Here is an 18129-nt window from a genome sequence, read left to right on the forward strand (position 1 = left end):
GATAGGCGATATGTATTACTCTGGAAAGAACTTGTTGAGCGTATCCAATGTCTCTTTTGCAGTAAATCCCCAAAGGATGGTACTGAGTGCTTCAATCGCAGCCCTGCGTTTCCGGTAATAGGTGCGGTAGGAAATATTGGTGATGTGGTGAGCCAGCTTATCCAATATCTCATCTGTATTTTTCATTTCCTGTGGAGAGAGAAAAGCGTAGTAGAGAATCCAGTAATACTGTTCCCCATGCTTGTGATTGTTCCGGAGGAGATCGATGGATGATTCCAAAAGCTTCAGCATCTGGTTGCTTCTGGCAATACTTTTTGCCCGTTGTTCGATGTCGCTTCCGGTAAGATCAGCCCCGGCAGCATAGATGGAGTCCAGAAATTTGTCGATGTCATTGTCGTATTGGAGCTTAAACTGGTGCTCCATCTGGTGTACGACTACCTTCAGGCTGTAGGTTGCATCCCGGTATCTGCGTAAAAACTGATAGGTGTCGTGAAAACGTGGATCTTCTTCGGGTGAAGGAAATCCCTGTGTATTGCGGTTTGCCATGTCTATTCCCCCCCTTTCAGTGCAGAAGGCTCTGCCACGGCAGGCATCTTTTGGGCAGACTCATCCCCTGGACTTACGGACAACTCAAACCGATAAGCGGCATTTCCGTAGGGACAGATAATATTTAGAGTAAATGTATTAAATATATCTTTGCAGGCTGATAATGGAGATAATATATAGCGGGTTTTGGAGCAGTGGCAACATGGAATCCCTTGTGAATCCAATAGTTCTGCGACTTTTTGCACGATAAATTTCATGTGTGAATCTGGAACGCAGGAATCATTTTTTGTAACGGTGATTTGTGAGTCTGTGACAGTTTCTGAAACGCTAACAGAAGCAGAATCCTCAATAGTGATTTCTTCAGGTACATGGATTGGTAATTGCATCTTCATAGCGATCTCCTCCTTGTCAATCATAACGTCGCTGATATTAAACATCACGGACAGGTAATTGTTGAGATAAATTACGCTTCCGTGTTTTCCTGTAAATGAGATAAGTGTAATGTATTCTTTTTCCTCCAGTTTCTTCAAGAGTCGTGATACCGATGCCTTTGACAGACTCCACCTTTCACCCAGTTCATTAAAGCTGGTAAGGGGATTTCCGGTATTATCCCGGTAATAGACAATGGGACCGGAATCAGATCCCAGGACAGAGGAATCGTTGTAAACTGCATGAATCCACAGATCCAGAATAACATCCATTTCCGAGCATTTTCCAATGCCAATTAGTTCGTGAACTTTGGCAATCGGGAAAAAGAAAAACCCTGTATCTTTTTTACAGGGATAGTTGTATTCCAATACGGTATTGTCTTTGGGCCAGTCTGATATTTTGAATTTGACCAGGCGGTTTTTGCCGAGAAGAGAGTAGGTAATGTAATTCTGCTCTTCAAAAAATCGAAGGATGGACAACGCTTGATGTTGGAAACGGCAGCGAAACCATTCCTGAAGATCTGTGACTGTGCAGATCCACTCTCCTGGACCAATGGTATAGGTAATGTGTTCCATCCGGCGGTAGGATGTGCGGTAATTTGCATAGGAGCATAATACCAGATAATAAAAAAGAAAAGAGCCCCCGGTAGTTCGGATGCTCTTGGTAGTGATTAAAGTTTGTATGAAGTCACGGTAAATGCGACAGCGTGGAAATTCCACGATTTGTTTGAGTTCTAATTTGTAATTCATGGTGATCTTCCTTTCAAAGTATATTTAATTGTAATCGGACTTTTCATAGTGTTGGTATCAAGAAGAAGCCGATGGAAGTATAGCAAGTAGTCGTGTCACTCATTGCATTTTTATTGCATTTTTAAAATTTAGATTATGTGGCTATGTTGCTCTTAACTGGTTAAAAAGCCTTTAAAATCGTCTATATGCGTTAATACTCCGTACTGTCTGTCTGGAGTTTGAATAGTAAACAGAGCTTCATAAATGGCGAAAACAAGCCATTTATGGGGCTTTTTCTTTTATCGTGATACCTATATGATACCTGTTTTGATAGTACCACAGATATTAATGAGTACTAAACAGAAGTGTCATAGGTATTATCTATTATCACATTTCTTTTTATTTTCAAAAATTATCCCAATTATATGAAGCACCAAAAACTGGTGCAAATTAGTGAAAATACACCAGTGGTGTCACTTCCGTAATTTGTGGGTTGGTTATAGAATTTATCTCACAGAAAGTTTTTAACACACAATGTGCCAGTATTGCCACAATGTTACCTGATGACTCCGACAATGTTTGTAGAGACATCTTTATAGGTTTAAGTATGGATTAATTGTACTTAAAGATAAAAAAGTCCGTCAGAGAATATGTTTTGACGAAAAAAGTCCATGAGAGAATATTTAGCAAATTCATGCTTTGAATTAGAATAAGTGATGTAATCAAGAGACAGGGATGCTGCTATGTTTGTAAAAAAAACCGCTATTGTACCCTTATCAGAGAAAAAGGGGCGGGTTTGTCCCTTTTAAAATTTAAGACAAGAAAATACAATAGTTGCAACGAGTTATATATAAGTAGCTGCCAATACAAGTGCTTGATACATACCGGTAATTGCCGGGGAGAGGAGGTGAATGCACCATGGAAAAGTTATATTACACAGCAAAAGAGGTTGCTGAGATGCTTGATGTATCGGTATCTCATGCATACAAAGTAATAAGAGAAGCTAACAGGGAATTATCTTCTAAAGGCTTCTATGTCAGAGCCGGCAGAGTCAGCCGTAAGTATCTTGACAGTAAAGTATATGACTTATGTGATAAGACAGCATAAGGGAAAGGAGCAGTTGTATGGCAGCATACAAGGATGAGGCGAGGGGGACATGGTATGTCTCCTTCCACTACAACGATTGGACAGGTAAAAACAAAAGAAAGCTAAAGCGTGGCTTTCGGACGAGAAAGGAGGCATTGGAATACGAGCAGAAGTTTCTGCTGCAGCAGGCAACAAATCTGGATATGAGGTTTGAAGGTTTCTACAAGCTGTATGAGGAAGATTTAAAGCCTAAGCTGAAGCTTAACACGTGGCGTACAAAGGATGTCATTTTTCAGAAGAAGCTGATTCCATATTTCAAGGACAAGAAGATGAATGAAATCAGTCCTGCGGATATTATCAAATGGCAGAATGAGATGATCAAGAAGAGACAGGCAGACGGTAAGCCCTATAAGCCGACTTATCTGAAAACAATGCAGTCAGAGCTGTCAGCCATATTTAATCATGCGGTACGCTTTTACAATCTAAGAGAAAATCCTGTAAAGAAGGCTGGGACGATAGGTAAAGGCAAAGCTGATGAGATGGATTTCTGGACAAAAGAAGAATATCTCAAGTTCATAGAATGTGTAAAAGACAAGCCAATATCTTATTATGCATTCCAGATTCTTTACTGGTGCGGAATAAGGGAAGGTGAACTGCTTGCCCTGACACCAGCAGATATTGATTTTGAGAATAAGAAACTTCATATCACAAAGTCTTATCAGTATATCAATGGTGAAGATATCATCACAGATCCTAAGACGGAAAAGAGCAGAAGGGATGTTGTAATACCTGATTTTCTGGTAGAAGAGTTAAGACAGTTTATCGGAATGTTGTATGGATATGGCAGAGATGACAGAATATTTCAGATTACAAAATCTTATTTGCATCACGAGATGAGCAGAGGAGCTAAAGCGGCTGGAGTAAAGAGAATAAGAATTCATGATCTCAGGCATTCGCACATTTCTTTACTTATTCGCCTGGGTTTTTCAGCGGTAGCCATTGGAAACAGGGTTGGACATGAGAGCCAGACAATAACATTTCATTATGCACATATGTTTCCGACAGAGCAGATTGAGATGGCTGATAAGCTTAATGAAGAATTTGTGCCGGGTACAGGGAATGGAGGTGATGTTCAGTGAGTGGAGTTCATAAAAATCCGACAATCAGTTTTCGCATATCAGACTATGAAAGGCGTGAAATTGAAGCAAGAATCAAGGCAAGTGGAATGACGAAGAAAACATTTTTTACAAGATGCTGTATCTATGGTCGAATCTGTGTTGTAGGTAAGAAAGAAACTGTATATATGCTTGTGCAGACGCTTGAGAAGATGCAGGCAGATATTCACAAAATGTATGATGAAATCATAGAAACAGGACAGATAAAAGAAAAAGAATCACCGGTTGATGGTGAAGCTTATACAGATATTGAAGAATTGCAGCATGACTATCTTGCTATGATAAAAACAGTTGTGGATATGCTGGATGGAGCAAAATACCTCTGGCAGAAATAGTGGCTTTCCTGACGGCAATCGGGAAAGCCACGGCAGATAACAAAAGCGGGCTTCTGTTACCAAAACACCAATTAAAGTATAACAGCAGCCCACTTTTGAGACAATGATTATTTACGAAAGTGAGGCAGACAGTGGAAACAAATACAGAATTAAAAATGATACACCTCTCTGAGGTTGAATCACAGCAGATTAAATGGCTGTGGTATCCATTTATCCCTTATGGAAAGCTGTCAATAGTGCAGGGAGACCCCGGTGATGGGAAATCTACGCTGATACTTAATATTGCAGCAAAGCTGTCAATGGGAGAATGTATAGATGAAAATATGAATATTACTGAGCCTGTAAATGTAATATATCAAACGGCAGAAGACGGACTTGCAGATACAGTCAAGCCAAGACTTGAAGCAGCAAATGCAGACTGTAGCAGAATATCAATCATAGATGAGTCTGATAAGAGTGTTAGTATGACGGATGACAGGATAGAGGAAGCTATAAAAAGAGAAAATGCGAAGTTGTGCATCTTTGATCCGATACAGGCTTATCTTGGCGGTGATACTGATATGAACCGGGCAAATGAAGCCAGAGAAATGACGAAGAAGCTGGGAAGTATTGCTGAAAGAACTGGCTGTGCCATTGTTCTTATCGGTCATATGAATAAAGGCTCAGGAGGAAAGGCTGCTTACAGGGGAATGGGTTCCATTGATTTCTTTGCTGTGGCAAGGAGTGTAATGCTTGTCGGCAGAATAGAAGGGCAGAGTAATCTCAGGGCAATGATACAGATAAAGAATAATCTTGCAGCATTTGGTCATCCAAAAGCGTTTGAATTGGCAGAGGACGGATTTCATTGGTTAGGTGATTATGAAATTACTGCTGATGAAGTACTGGGCGGTATGGTGCCAAAGGCAAGTAAACTTGAGATGGCAAAGCAATTTTTAAGAGAACAGGCAGAAAGAACACAGAAAATTTTAAGTACAGAGATTATAGAACTTGCAGCACAGGAAGGAATATCGAAAAGAACACTTGAGACAGCAAAGAAGGAACTTAAGATAAAGGCTGAGCGTTGCAATAATAACTGGTACTGGAATTTGCGAGCATAAAAATCTAACATCGCAACATTGCAAAGTGTCAGGTTTTGCAATCTTGAAGCTTGCAAGGTTGCAAAATATATAGACCTTGCGATGTTGCGGTCTTGAAAAGAAAGGACAATTACTATGACATTATTTGAAGAACTTGGTGTTGAGTATAAAGAAGTGGATGGCATTTTATATCCTATTTTATCTGTTGATGAAGCAGAATACAATCTTGCGGATATTGGAAAATATGGTTGGATGTGGCTTAGGTATATGGAAGAAAATGAACCTTCTGAGTATCGTCATATGGCAAGAACAGGACAGCTTAGAAAGCAGGCAGAAGCAGTAAATGAAGAAGCTTATGAACGATTGGATAATATTGAAGCGGCGTGGTTGAAAAAGCACATGACAGGTAAAAAGAAAACATTTATGGAGCAGCTGCATTTGCTGAATCAGGCGAGAGCGATGGCAGAGGAAATAGTGATAAATGAGATTGTGTTTAAGTGCAGATAGGCTTTAAAAGGCTGATGCCAAAACCCTCGGAGAGCCCCCGCAGTTTTGTCAGTATGACGAAACTGCTAGGGGGTTATCATCTATGGCAGAGCCAAGATGATAATTGTATCTCTCCGACAGAAAAATACGAATAAGAAAGGACAAAATGCCTATGGGAAATGTATCATACTCTGCTCATATAAGCAATGGCAAGAGTGCGATAACAAGTAAAAAAGCACTTGCAGGAGTTGCAAAGCATAACTTGCGTAAATATAAATCCGCAGATTACAGCTCAGATAATATTAGGCTGATTTATGGAACAACAGATTTGTTTCAAGATGTTAAGAGGGTATATCACAGAGAATTTGATGATGTGGTAAAAGAATATAACAGTAGACAGAAAAGAGAAGACCGAAAGATAAAGGATTATTTTGAACATGTTGCAGGTCTTAATCAGGATATGGCGGTAGAGATTATTTTTCAATGCGGGGACAAGAAATATTGGGACGAGCATTGGAAAAACAAAAATTATATGTCTGAGGTATTTGATTATATTCTTGAATGCTTGCAAAAGCTACTGCCGGAGTTCAAGATTGCAAATGCGGTCATACACTTTGATGAAGCCAGCCCGCATATGCATGTGGTAGGCGTTCCAGTATGGGAAGGAGCAAAGCGTGGCTTATCTAAGAAAGTATCAAAAAGAAATGTATTTACACCACAAACATTATCTGTGATTCTTCAAGATAAATTGAGAGCGGAGGCAAGTTATGGATTTGAATGTTATTTCAAGGAACAGCTGGCAGAAAAGAAAAAAGGTCGCAACCATGACTTGTCTGTGACGGAATATAAGGTAGCACAGGAGAGTAGGAAGCTTGCTGATATAAAGCAGCAGAACAATGAAGAACAGGAGAAAAACACTAAACTGAGAAGCAATAATGCAAGCATATCATATCAGATTGCTACACAGGAACAACGCCATAGCAGAAATCTGGATGTTATAGCTGCTGATGAGGACAGGCTGGAGACAGTCAGGAGTAGTATTAATGCAGCAGAAACGGAATATGCAAAATATGAAGATATGATTACGGATAAAAAGAATAATTTGGAACTTCTTTCTTCTAAGGAACGTGAACTGATAGAGAAAACGAAAATTGCAGAGAGTGTATATGATCTGTTCCGACAGGGTGGAAATGATGATGTCAGGGATAAGCTTATTGATGTGATGTATGAGAATCAGAAGATTAGAGAGGAAAATACGACATTAAAGGAACTGCTGGGAAAGGCGTATGAGTTTATGAAGCAGTTTGTGATCGATGGGGTTAATCTGTTGGAGAGGTTCCTGGAGAGTGTGGGGAAGGTGATTGGAAAGATAAGATAATCTTTGATATAATATGATATAAATTAAGAGAACTCATAATTAATTAAGAAAAGAGCTTGATAGAAAAAGAAAAGTGTGATAATATTATTATGAAATGCGAAAATATGTTCGAGGAAGAAACGAAAATGAAAATAAGCTATAAGAAATTATGGAAGTTATTAATTGATCGAGATATGATGAAAAAAGATTTAGCAAAGGAGGCTGGGATAAGCACAGCCTCAATTGCTAAATTAGGAAGAAATGAAAATGTGAATACAGATATTTTGCTTCGCATTTGTGTTGCTTTAAAATGTGAAATAAGTGATATATTAGAAATTGTTGTTGATGAATAAAGGAGAATGGTCATGAAAACACCTCATTTAGTACAATATCAGGGAAGTAAGAGAATTATAGCCCCAGAAATAGTTAAATTTTTTCCAACAACATTTGATAGACTCATTGAGCCATTCGCAGGTACATGTGCCATTACAATTTTATCCGCTGCACAAGGACTATGCGATGAATTTTGGATTAATGATATTAATCAACCTCTTGTAAATCTTATGGAAGAATGTATAAACAATCCTTTAAAATTAATTGATGAATATGAAAATATATGGAATGGACAATTTGCTGAAGGAGAAAATAATATAGATTATTTCTATAAAATTAGAGAAGAATTTAATAAGGGTAAAAAAGATTCAGCTAGGATGCTTTTTTTATTAGCAAGGGTAGTAAAGGGTGCGGTGAGATATAATTCAAATGGAGAATTAAATCAGTCATGTGATAAAAGACGCTATGGAACAAAACCGAATGTTATTGCCAATAATGCATTAGCAATATCTGGATTGTTAAAAGATAAGGCATCATTTTCGAATTTAGATTATAAAGATGTATTATCTAGAGCACAAAAAGGAGACTTGGTTTATATGGATCCTCCTTATCAGGGAACTTCAAAAAGAGACAATACTAGAGATAATAGATATATTCAGGGCGTAGAATTTGATGAGTTTGTAGAACAGCTAAGAGAATTGAATGATAGAGATATAGATTATATAGTTAGTTATGATGGTAAAACAGGTGATAAATTTATTGGAAAAACTTTACCTAAATCATTAGAATTAACACATGTTTATATAAATGCTGGGTTATCAACACAGGCAACACTTAATGGCAAAAATGAAATTACATATGAGTCATTATACGCTAGCAAAAATTTAATAAAAAGGCAAGAAAAATATGAACAAATGAAATTGTGTTTTGCATAAGGAGAAAAAATATGGATTTATCACAGGATTTTATAAGTGTTTTAAATGCAGTAACAAATAAGAGGGCAAGGTTTGTAATAGATACGATTCTGGAAAAGGGATATTGTAGTACGGAGGATTTAAAAAATGGTGGATATGAACATGCTCCAAGAGCTGCACGAGATGTAAGAGAATTGGGTATTCCATTGGAAACTTACAAAATAAAAGATTCTACAGGGAAAAGTATTGCAGCTTATAGATTTGGTGATTGGGAAGAAGCAAAGAGAAAAAATCAGTTATCTAAAACATCCGGAAGAACGCAGCTTACAGAAAAATTAAAAAATGCATTATTGGAATATTATGGTGCTAAGTGTAATTTATATGGTGAAGAATATCCTGCAAGGTTACTTCAACCAGATCATCGCATTCCATATGAAATAGGTGGAGATCCAGAGAATATGATGGATTTAGATCGATTTATGTTGTTATCGCCTTCAGCAAATAGAGATAAATCTTGGGCATGTGAGCATTGTGAGAACTGGATTAAGAAAGATATAAGTATGTGTAAGAAGTGTTATTATGCATATCCGGAAAATTACAGTCATATTGCTGGAAAATTAGAGAAAAGAGTTAATGTGATTTTTAATGATAAAGATATGCATTTGTATAACGAATTGCTTAGTCAAGCTAGTGCAAATGGTATTACATGCGAAGAAGAAACAAAAAGAATGATTGCATATTATCAGAAGATGTTAAAAGTGCGAGGTGATAAAAAATAAAATGCAAGAAAAATATTGGAATTATATGGTTCAAATAAAAGCGTGGACTTTTTATTTGGATATATATGCAGAGGATTCGTATAAATGGGATAGAAGAATTAATATATATGGAGCAATTGCGTCATCATCGAGCATAGCGGCATGGACAATATGGCGAAGTTGGTCATTTATATGGGCAGCAATTATAGCAATATCGCAAGTGCTTACTGCAATAAAACAATATTTGCCATTTGGAAGAAGGTTAAAATATCTGCAACCATTTATTGAAGATATGAAGTTGCTTTATTTAAAAATGGAGTATGATTGGTATAAGGTTGCAGCAGGTGAATTATCAGAAACTGAAATTAATGGATTGTTATATTCATATAAAAAGGAATACTCAGGCATTGAAAGTAAATATTTAAAAGAAGAAATCTTAGTTGAAAATGTTAAATATAAAAATAAAGCTGACATAAAAACAGAAGAATATTTTAAAAATAATTTTTAGGAGGTAGATAGAATGGCAGATAAAACAAATCAGTCACCAGAAACACAAAAGAGAGGATTTTCATTACCAACAACATCTGTAAAACCACCAATGCCACCAGTTAAGGAACCTAAAAAAGAAAATGATAAGAAGTAAAGGAAGAATAAATGAGAAAAGCATTATGTGTAGGAATTGATAGCTATCAAAATATAGATGATTTGCATGGATGTGTGAATGATGCTAATGCGGTCAAAGCAGCTCTAGAGCGTAATGGTGATGGAACATTAAACTTTGATGTAAAGATTATGTGTTCAACAAGTGAAAATTCATATATTAATAGGGGAGAATTACGTGATGCGGTGGAGGAATTATTTAAGAGCGATTCGGAAATAGCAGTTTTTTATTTTTCAGGACATGGATCTATTGATAGTCTTGGAGGGTATTTATGTACCAGTGAGGTCAATAGACCAGATGATGGACTTTCGTTAAATGACATTATGGGGTTTGTTGCAACTTCGCGGGCTCACAATAAGGTAGTAATTCTTGATAGTTGCTTTAGTGGAGATATTGCTAATAAGACCGAAATGCCAAATTTTTCAGTCATACATAATGGAACGACATTATTGGCTGCCTGTGGAACGACAGAGTATTCTACGGAGAAAGATGGTCATGGAGTATATACATCATTATTAGTTGAGGCGTTATATGGAGGTGCAATGAATTTGTTGGGAGAAGTCTCTCCGGGAAGTATTTATTCGTATATAGATAGATCCTTGGGAGGATGGAAACCACGACCAGTATTTAAAGCAAATATCAATGGTTTTGTATCATTAAGAAAGAATACACCTCCGATTTCAATATTTGAATTGCAGAAGATAACAGAAATATTTAAATCAAAATATGATGAGTATCATCTTGATCCTACATATGAACCGGATAAACATGAGGCAGATATAAAAGAGGTAAATAAGGATCATGAGGCGATTTTTTCAACATTGCAGAAGTATGTAAAATTAAATTTAGTTGTACCTGTTGGAGAGGAACATATGTATTATGCTGCAATACATCATAAGGCATGTAAGCTGACTACACAGGGACAGCATTATTGGAACCTTGTAAAGAAAAACACTATATAAATAAAGGAGATTATTATGAGAATTAATGTATTTATACCACACAGATGGAATTATAATGATTATGAGGAGATAAGTGCTTTATTAGATAGAACCAAATATAATGTGAGAGATTATTCGGTACCAAGTACATCACCATTTGATAGCATTGATAGTAGGTACAATGTTGATCCACAAATAAAAAGGCAGATACGATATGCTAGTGTAATTGTATGCTCTAATCGACCTGCAAATAGTAATGGTATGTCAATTGAGGAAATTAAATTTGCTATTGAGATAGGAAAACCAGTTGTTGCGGTAAAGATAACAAATAGCACAGCCTCGGATTTGATAAGTTTGAATGTTCCTGTTATTTCAAATAGGAAAGACTCATTAGAAAATTGGATAAGTCAAAATGTATAATATTCTGTTAAGTATGATCAGCATTGCAGATAATATTAAAAACAATAATATAAAGCTTTCGTATATTAAGAGGAGATAATATGGGAAATAGTTATCTAGATGTATTAGAACGAATAGCAAATGCACTGGAGCAACAGAATGGGATACCAATATGGGAAATATTAATTAATATAATTCCTTGGATAGGGGTTATTATACCAATAGTTGTATTGTTTATGTAAAGAAAACAAAGGAAGATTATACAAGGGCACAAGTTATTATACCAATAGTTGTATTGTTTATAGAGCGTGGGGAAACTAAACGACCATATGTTGAAGTGTCATTTGAACTTGTGCGGAGCACAATGGCATGCTTAGTAATAAGAAATGTAGGTAGGGTTCCAGCAGAGTTAAAGTCTATGACTTTTAATGATTGTTTTATACAACAGTTAACCCCTGAGAAGGCAGAAATATTAAAGAATAAAAATAAAATGAATGTCACAATATTTCCGAATAGATATTGGGTACTCTCTTTAGATAAAAATGTATTTGATGTTATTAAGTTTGAAAATACAAAATTAGAGGTAACATATACTTATTCAAAAATTGGAAAAAGGAAAGAGTATAGTGATTATACAGAAATAGATTTTAAAGAATATAAATCTTTTTTAGTATATTTATCAGAAATAGATGAATTTAAAAATATGGCAGAAAAAAAGCTTAATGATATTACAACCTTATGTGATAATATAAATAAGCAAATGAAGGCATAAAGCATATAAATCTATTTATTTTTGAATTAATATGTGATACCTATATGATACCTAAATTTTTGAAAATATAAAATAATTGTGATAAAAGGTGTAATAATCGCCATTAAAAGTTCCAGAAATCAAGCCTTCACAGGGATGATAAGTTTCTCTGCGGGGAGTTTGAATAAGAGCCACAAGTCTTGGAATCCGCTAAACAAGCGGATTCCGAGACTTTTTCTTTTGCTCTGCTACTAATTTGCTACTAATAGCAACTACTCTTTTTCTATCGTTTTCAGTTGGTTGTCATTAACTTTAATAGCAAGAAACCCTGATGACTGCTGGATTTCTTTTATATGATCTTTCTTTGTGGCATCTGGATGATTTTCCCTGATGCGGTATTTGGTGGTACTAACGCAGGTCCAAACTGAGGTCGGATTGTTACATCTGAGCCGTTGTCTTGAGTCTGAGGCACTTCACATGTGATACCTGCGGCTTCAAGCAGAGGGTTATCAGATGGTGGTTCAGGTGTTGGCGAATCTGTCGCCTGCAATGATTCCAGACTATGCACAAGCTCCTGCTGTTTATGTGGAAACAGATGAGAGTATGTGTTAAGTGTTGTGGATACTTTCTCGTGTCCGAGTCTGTCTGCTAACATCAGCGCATCACAGCCCTGATTAATAAGTAAGCTGGCGTGCGAATGCCTGATATCGTGGATTCGTATCTTCTTTACATCTGTGTTTTTGCAACCTCTTATCATCTCGTGTGAGAGATATGATTTTGTTACCGGGAACAGCCTTTCATCTGCGTCAAGCATATACCTTGACTGGATATAGTCTGATAGCTCCTGGCAGAGAAAATCCGGAATCGGAATCTTTCGCTTACTTTTTCTTGTCTTTGGTGATGTAAATACATCTTTTCCTTCTATCCGCTGATATGTTCTGTTGATGGATATTGTCTTGTTATCAAGGTCAATATCAGCAGGTGATAGAGCAAGCAGTTCACCTTCTCGCATACCAGTCCAGTACAGGACTTCAAAGCATATATACGATAGCGACTTGTCTTTTACACCCTCACGGAAAGCAATATATTCATCATAAGTCCAGTAATCCATTTCCTCAGCCTTTGCTTTTCCAATGGTGCCTGCCTTGCCGCAGGGATTGGTGTTAAGGTCATAGAAACGCTTGGCGTAATTGATGATGCTGTTAAGCTCCGTGTTAATCTTTTTCAGATAGGTCTGGGAGTAATTATTCGGCGAACTCATAAGCTTCGCCTGCCATCTTCGTACATCAGAGGCTTTGATTTCATTTATCGGCTTGCTACCGAAGAATGGAAGAATATGCGTCTGTAGTACCGCCTTTTTTGTCAGAAGAGTTGACTGCTTAAGTCTTGCAGCCATATCCTCCATATAAATTTCATAAAGGTTTTGAAATGTCATGTCAGGATTGGCAGACTGCTTTTCCAGAAAATCCCTTTCAAATCCTAAGGCTTCCTTTTTGGTTGCAAAGCCTCTTTTCCACTTCTGTTTTTTGATTCCCTGCCAGTTCGTATAATAGAACTTGGCGAACCATTTACCAGTTTTTTCATCTTTGTAAGCTGGCATGAATATCATCTCCTTTTTGTAAAATTGTTGTGCAATCATCAAAAGGCTATGATATAATCTACTTGTTCAGGGTGATTATAAAGCCTTCGGGTCAATCACTTACATAGCTTCGGTTATTCCTTTTGCGAGAAGGAGTGTGCCGGAGCTTTTTCTTTACTAAAGGTGTAAGCCTGCAATTATTCAGTTTTTGAATCGGCTTCATTATCCAGTCTGGAATCCTTATAATATGCCAACATATCTGATTTCCATGAATCAAACTTTTCTTTTGAAATTTTTCCTGTCTGAAGCATATTCTTCTTTGTTATCCAGTTTTCCATAAAGAGACAGAAGTCTGCATCATATTTTCCATTGCCTTTGCCATTAACCTTAATCCCGGCAGTCCATTCAGGACTTTCAGGAGGTTTGGTGTTGGTCAGCTCAAATGAAAAATCAGTAAGTTCAGTTATGGCAAAGAGAGCATTGATTACATCTGACATAGTGTGGAATTCATATGCCGGGTACTCAGTGGCCGTATTATCTTTGGGAATATTATTATCTTCTGGAGATAAAAGTTCCTGCCATGGAACATTTAATTCATTTGCAATCTGTTTTAAAACATCTATCTTCATTAGTATTTCACCAGACTCATATTTCTGGATAGTGCGTTCTGATTTACCAAGATGCTGTGCAAACTCTTTTTGAGTAATCTTCTGTGCTTTGCGCTGTTTCTGTATTGCCTTCCCGATTTCTTCTGGAGAAGACATAGTGATTTTAATGGAATGAGAATTAGTCATTCTGTTCACCTTCCTTTACATGAAATAGTCCGTTGTAAAGATACGTATCAGATTGATGTTAAATGAAATACGTATCAGTAAGTGACTTGTTTATGATTGTACGATTACTTTATCATAAATAAAAACGAATTGCAAGTGCGTAATTATAAAAGTTCTATTGACAAATTCTGAAAAGGATATTAAGATAAACACGAACTAAAAATACGGAATAAATAAAGAACAGGATAGCTGCTTTGTGAAAACACGTATTTAAAATAACAATTTATGAAAGGAGGAGCTGTATGAAGGGTATAAAGGAAGCATTCATAGATGCAGGTGAGATAAGCCAGATGCTTGGTATTGGGATGACAAAGGCATATGCAATTATAAAGGAATATAATGCAGAGTTTGAGGCAAAAGGTTATTTCACCATGCGGGGCAAATGCCCACGGAAGTACTTTGAACAGAAAATCTATGGTTACGAAGATTATTACAATCCGGATTATGAGCCGCAGCGTAACCGGAGCAAGGTTGCAGAAGAAATGGATTATGAAGCGGCAGTTGGGGATTCTGTGATAAGTGAACAGGATGAAGTGGATATACAGCCTGAAACAAAGGTATTGCCGGGAGATGGTGCTGAGATAGCAGAAAATGTGAGGTCGGATGCAGATGTAATGGTGAAAGAGACAACTGAATAGGTGAAACCGGTGTGGGGGCAAAAAGCGCCGCCAAAACATGCAAATGGGGGCAGTAAGCGCCCCCAAAACCACAAAGTGGGGGCAGAAAGCGCCCCCGCACAAATCAGAGCCGAAAAAGTGTGGGGGCAAAAAGTGCCGTCAAAATGCAAAAGTGGGGGCAAAAAGCGCCACCAAAACAGTAAAGTGACGGCAAAAAGCGCCACCACTCAGATAAGCGAGAAAAAAGTCATGGTGGCGGAAAGTGCCATCAAAATGGAAAAGTGGTGGCGGAAAACGCCACTAAAACAGCAAAGTGATGGCAAAAAGCGCCACCATATCAGTAATTGTGGTGGAATATTAACCACCACATATCATATACAGGGTGCAGGTGCTCCTGCCAAGACGAAAAATTATGTAAACGCTGATGGCGTTTATATTTTTTCAGGAAAAGGTCCGACCTTTTCCGCATCTTGCAAAACCTATGAACACAATTTTAAGAAAGGTTGAAAAAGCAATGGTACAGATAAAAAGAGATTGGTTTGATACAGCATTAGAAAACTACGAAAGGGGAGAAACGTATGGCAGATGGAAAGAGAAGATACAAGTCTGACAGGAAAGATTATAAGGTATCTGTGAAGCTGTCAGAGAAAGATATGGATATTCTAAAAGCAGCACTTAAACGAACAGGAATGACAGCAAGTGCCTATATAAGAGAATTGATCCAGACAGGCGGCAACATTGATACAAGTTATCCTGAGGATAGGGCAAGAGCAATCCGTATCATAGCCGGTATTGCAAATAATATTAATCAGGCAGTAAAGCTTGGCAATTCGCAGGGGAAATTGTATTACAGCGATATTGAAAAGCTGCAGAACAGTCTGGATGATGTAAAGAAAACATTCGGGGAGGTGCTGGAAGTATGGCGATTACAAAAATCCTGAATATCATGGAATCGGAAGGAAGAAATCCGGCAACACACCTGAAGAATGCTTTGGAATATATCCAGAACCCGGATAAGACAGAAGAATGTATACTGGTGGGCGGTATTAACTGCCTGCCAGATACAGCATTTGAGCAGATGGAAGAGACAAAGAATATATTTCATAAGACAGGTAAAAGGCAGGGCTATCATGTGATTATATCGTTTTCGCCGGAGGAAAAAGTAACGGCAGAGCAGGCAATGTATGTCCTCGAGCATTTCGCAAAGGATGTGCTTGGTGATGATTATGAGGCTGTGTATGCAGTCCATACTGACAGGGAACATATGCATGGGCATCTGATCTGGAACAGTGTAAGCATGACAACCGGCAAGAAATACAATTCACCGAAAAGCAACTGGAAAAATCATCTCCAGCCAATTACAAATAAATATTGTGATGAACTTGGACTTTCCATCATGCCGGCAGAGTACAGCAGGAATCCGAAAAATATCAGCAGGGACAAGTGGGAAAGAGAAATGTCCATGAAAGAGATAATTCTTAGGGATGCCAAGATGTGTGCATATGCTGCCGGGAATGTGGAGCATTTTAAATATCTGATGAAAAGACTTGGATATGTATTCAAGAAAGATGCGTGGATGGAAGTGCAGGCACCGGGATTTCGGTATTATCATAAGCTTGCAAAGATGGACGAGATGTTTTCAGCGGAGACGTTAAGGCATCATGTGGATATGCCTTGGATGGCAAAGCCTTACTTTTATTCGTCGGATATCAGGAAATTGCACAGGGCGAAGCTGTCATCATTTCAGAAGAAGTTTTATGCAAAGCTATACAGATTAAGGATTGTAGAGCAGAAACGTTTTGCAGTCGGTGGAGCAAAGTATACAGAGGATTTGAAGCGGTTTCATCAGTTACAGGACGAATATCTGCTGATTGTAAATAATGACATTAAAAGTGTTGTGGATCTTGTGGATTTCATAGGTGAGCAGGAAGAAAAAATCCAGCAGATTGAGGACAGACAGCATGAGATATACAGAGAAAGCTCTAGTCGGAAACGCAGTATAAAGAATGAAGAGCAGTACCGGGAATATCAGATATGGCATGTGGAAGTGCAGGAAGAACTGTACGAACTGAAGCAGGAGAAAAGGGAAATTAAGAGGCAGATACAGCTTGCTGATGACATTATAAAAGAAGATTTGTATACGGCTTATTATGCGTTGTCGGAGAATGAGAAGATTGTTGCTGACAGGGATATTGAGATACCGGGGATGGAAGAGGATATGTTAGTTGAGAGAACAGCGGGAGCAGTTGTTGAGTCGGAGAGAAATGTTGTTGTAATGAATCAGCCTGCTAATAGCCATAATGATGGAAATGGACAAGAGGAGCAAATTAATGTTGCCGGTAAACAACAGATAGATTTAGAAGGAACAGAAATGTCAAAGGTTCACAATTTGTCTGATGAGAATGTGACAAGAATGGACGAAGGTATAACTGATGTAACAGGTAAAAGCAAATTGGTGGAACATGAAGAAAAAGAGTCTGTGGACGAAGTTGGATGGATTGTCAGGAGAATATCAGATTTTGGTGGTTTTGAGAATGTCAGTGATTCTGTTAAGGCAGATGTATTCGGATTTGATATTGCTGATATTAGTGGAAGCATAAGGTTGTTTTCGGATGTAATGAAAAGGCTGGAGATAAAGCTGGCTGGAGACGAGCTTTATGAGGAGTTCCAGAGGATTTATGATGAGAGTGTTGGTAGAGATACTAATAATGAAAAAGTAGAAGACAAGATGTGGAATAGGGGCAGAGGAAGATGATTCCTCTGTTTATTCTATAAATATGGGTTAGATATAGACAGAAATATAACAGATTGAAAAAATCAATTTCAAATTGAAATAAATTGAATTCGATGATATAATGAAAAAGAAACGATAAATAGTTGTAATGATACGAAAGGGATAATAATGGCAATCAGATACAACAAATTATGGAAGAAATTAATAGATGAAAATATGATGAAAGTTGACCTTAGAGATCAGGCAGGAATTACAACAAATGCACTGGCGAAACTAGGGAAGAATGAACATGTAAGTACACAAGTTTTGGAAAAAGTATGTAAAGTATTGCATTGTGAGATACAGGATATCATGGAATTTGTTCCAGACGAGGAAAGGGAAGAAAAGTAAT

Annotated in this window: 23 protein-coding genes; 19 read left to right on the forward strand and 4 right to left on the reverse strand. The window is 37.5% G+C overall.

The features are described from left to right. Nucleotides 1-15: 15 nt before the first annotated feature. Both LG34_RS16550 and LG34_RS12570 read right to left on the reverse strand, forming a co-directional pair. The gene (locus tag LG34_RS16550; protein WP_005333547.1) at nt 16-546 is read right to left on the reverse strand and encodes a hypothetical protein; all 531 of its coding nucleotides are present in this window, start codon (nt 544-546) and stop codon (nt 16-18) included. A 2-nt stretch (nt 547-548) separates the two neighbouring features. After that, nucleotides 549-1724, reverse strand: coding sequence for a MarR family transcriptional regulator (locus LG34_RS12570; protein WP_023921589.1), 1176 nt, complete (start codon nt 1722-1724; stop codon nt 549-551). Between the two features lie 897 nt (nt 1725-2621). Here LG34_RS12570 and LG34_RS12575 point away from each other — a divergent pair. From LG34_RS12575 to LG34_RS12635, 14 genes are all read left to right on the forward strand, one after another. After that, a complete protein-coding gene (locus tag LG34_RS12575) occupies nt 2622-2810 on the forward strand; it encodes a helix-turn-helix domain-containing protein (RefSeq protein WP_021923573.1) in 189 nt (62 codons plus the stop codon). A gap of 17 nt (nt 2811-2827) precedes the next feature. Continuing rightward, nucleotides 2828-3928 carry a site-specific integrase gene (locus LG34_RS12580; protein ID WP_109216364.1) on the forward strand — a complete coding sequence of 367 codons (1101 nt, stop codon included), beginning with the start codon at nt 2828-2830 and terminating at the stop codon, nt 3926-3928. Then, nucleotides 3925-4299 (forward strand): plasmid mobilization protein, encoded by a 375-nt coding sequence (locus LG34_RS12585; protein ID WP_109216365.1) that lies wholly within the window; start codon nt 3925-3927, stop codon nt 4297-4299. The genes LG34_RS12580 and LG34_RS12585 overlap by 4 nt, the downstream gene beginning before the upstream one ends. Nucleotides 4300-4430: 131 nt before the next feature. Continuing rightward, complete coding sequence (locus LG34_RS12590) at nt 4431-5396, forward strand: AAA family ATPase (protein ID WP_330414768.1); 966 nt, start codon at nt 4431-4433, stop codon at nt 5394-5396. 114 nt (nt 5397-5510) lie between these two features. Beyond that, nucleotides 5511-5882, forward strand: a complete 372-nt coding sequence (locus tag LG34_RS12595) for a TnpV protein (RefSeq protein ID WP_055306314.1) — start codon at nt 5511-5513, stop codon at nt 5880-5882. A 151-nt stretch (nt 5883-6033) separates the two neighbouring features. Continuing rightward, nucleotides 6034-7239 (forward strand): plasmid recombination protein, encoded by a 1206-nt coding sequence (locus LG34_RS12600; protein WP_109216366.1) that lies wholly within the window; start codon nt 6034-6036, stop codon nt 7237-7239. Between the two features lie 125 nt (nt 7240-7364). After that, on the forward strand, nt 7365-7571 hold the full coding sequence (locus tag LG34_RS12605) for a helix-turn-helix domain-containing protein (protein ID WP_109216367.1): 207 nt from the start codon (nt 7365-7367) through the stop codon (nt 7569-7571). Between the two features lie 12 nt (nt 7572-7583). Further along, on the forward strand, nt 7584-8486 hold the full coding sequence (locus tag LG34_RS12610) for a Dam family site-specific DNA-(adenine-N6)-methyltransferase (protein WP_158564707.1): 903 nt from the start codon (nt 7584-7586) through the stop codon (nt 8484-8486). 11 nt (nt 8487-8497) lie between these two features. Next, nucleotides 8498-9244, forward strand: a complete 747-nt coding sequence (locus tag LG34_RS12615) for an HNH endonuclease (RefSeq protein WP_109216369.1) — start codon at nt 8498-8500, stop codon at nt 9242-9244. Nucleotide 9245: 1 nt separating this feature from the next. Further along, nucleotides 9246-9731 carry a hypothetical protein gene (locus LG34_RS12620; RefSeq protein ID WP_109216370.1) on the forward strand — a complete coding sequence of 162 codons (486 nt, stop codon included), beginning with the start codon at nt 9246-9248 and terminating at the stop codon, nt 9729-9731. A gap of 12 nt (nt 9732-9743) precedes the next feature. Continuing rightward, complete coding sequence (locus tag LG34_RS17265; protein WP_278286493.1) at nt 9744-9866, forward strand: hypothetical protein; 123 nt, start codon at nt 9744-9746, stop codon at nt 9864-9866. A gap of 11 nt (nt 9867-9877) precedes the next feature. Beyond that, a complete protein-coding gene (locus tag LG34_RS12625) occupies nt 9878-10846 on the forward strand; it encodes a caspase family protein (RefSeq protein WP_109216371.1) in 969 nt (322 codons plus the stop codon). A gap of 15 nt (nt 10847-10861) precedes the next feature. After that, nucleotides 10862-11245, forward strand: a complete 384-nt coding sequence (locus tag LG34_RS12630; protein ID WP_109216372.1) for a TIR domain-containing protein — start codon at nt 10862-10864, stop codon at nt 11243-11245. Nucleotides 11246-11588: 343 nt separating this feature from the next. After that, nucleotides 11589-11996, forward strand: a complete 408-nt coding sequence (locus LG34_RS12635) for a hypothetical protein (protein WP_118231298.1) — start codon at nt 11589-11591, stop codon at nt 11994-11996. Between the two features lie 328 nt (nt 11997-12324). Here the strand turns inward: LG34_RS12635 and LG34_RS12640 are convergent, their stop codons facing one another. Together LG34_RS12640 and LG34_RS12645 are read right to left on the reverse strand one after the other, a co-directional pair. Next, nucleotides 12325-13575: a site-specific integrase gene (locus LG34_RS12640; RefSeq protein ID WP_181369369.1), complete on the reverse strand. Its 1251-nt coding sequence runs from the start codon at nt 13573-13575 to the stop codon at nt 12325-12327. A gap of 176 nt (nt 13576-13751) precedes the next feature. Continuing rightward, nucleotides 13752-14348: a helix-turn-helix domain-containing protein gene (locus LG34_RS12645; RefSeq protein ID WP_109216375.1), complete on the reverse strand. Its 597-nt coding sequence runs from the start codon at nt 14346-14348 to the stop codon at nt 13752-13754. Nucleotides 14349-14629: 281 nt separating this feature from the next. On the opposite strand from LG34_RS12645, the gene LG34_RS12650 reads away from it, so the two are divergent. The 5 genes from LG34_RS12650 to LG34_RS12670 all read left to right on the forward strand — a co-directional run bounded on the left by LG34_RS12650 (nt 14630) and on the right by LG34_RS12670 (nt 18128). Next, nucleotides 14630-15025, forward strand: a complete 396-nt coding sequence (locus LG34_RS12650; protein WP_109216376.1) for a hypothetical protein — start codon at nt 14630-14632, stop codon at nt 15023-15025. Next, the gene (locus LG34_RS12655) at nt 15026-15511 is read left to right on the forward strand and encodes a hypothetical protein (RefSeq protein WP_181369370.1); all 486 of its coding nucleotides are present in this window, start codon (nt 15026-15028) and stop codon (nt 15509-15511) included. A 71-nt stretch (nt 15512-15582) separates the two neighbouring features. After that, entirely contained in the window at nt 15583-15945 is a 363-nt protein-coding gene (locus LG34_RS12660) for a plasmid mobilization protein (RefSeq protein ID WP_109216378.1), read from the forward strand. Further along, complete coding sequence (locus tag LG34_RS12665) at nt 15924-17759, forward strand: relaxase/mobilization nuclease domain-containing protein (protein ID WP_109216379.1); 1836 nt, start codon at nt 15924-15926, stop codon at nt 17757-17759. Before LG34_RS12660 ends, LG34_RS12665 begins: the two co-directional genes overlap by 22 nt. Nucleotides 17760-17906: 147 nt before the next feature. Continuing rightward, nucleotides 17907-18128: a helix-turn-helix domain-containing protein gene (locus LG34_RS12670; RefSeq protein WP_015525478.1), complete on the forward strand. Its 222-nt coding sequence runs from the start codon at nt 17907-17909 to the stop codon at nt 18126-18128. Nucleotide 18129: the final 1 nt, after the last annotated feature.

Source organism: Eubacterium ramulus, assembly GCF_003122485.1.
Classification (GTDB): domain Bacteria; phylum Bacillota; class Clostridia; order Lachnospirales; family Lachnospiraceae; genus Eubacterium_I; species Eubacterium_I ramulus_A.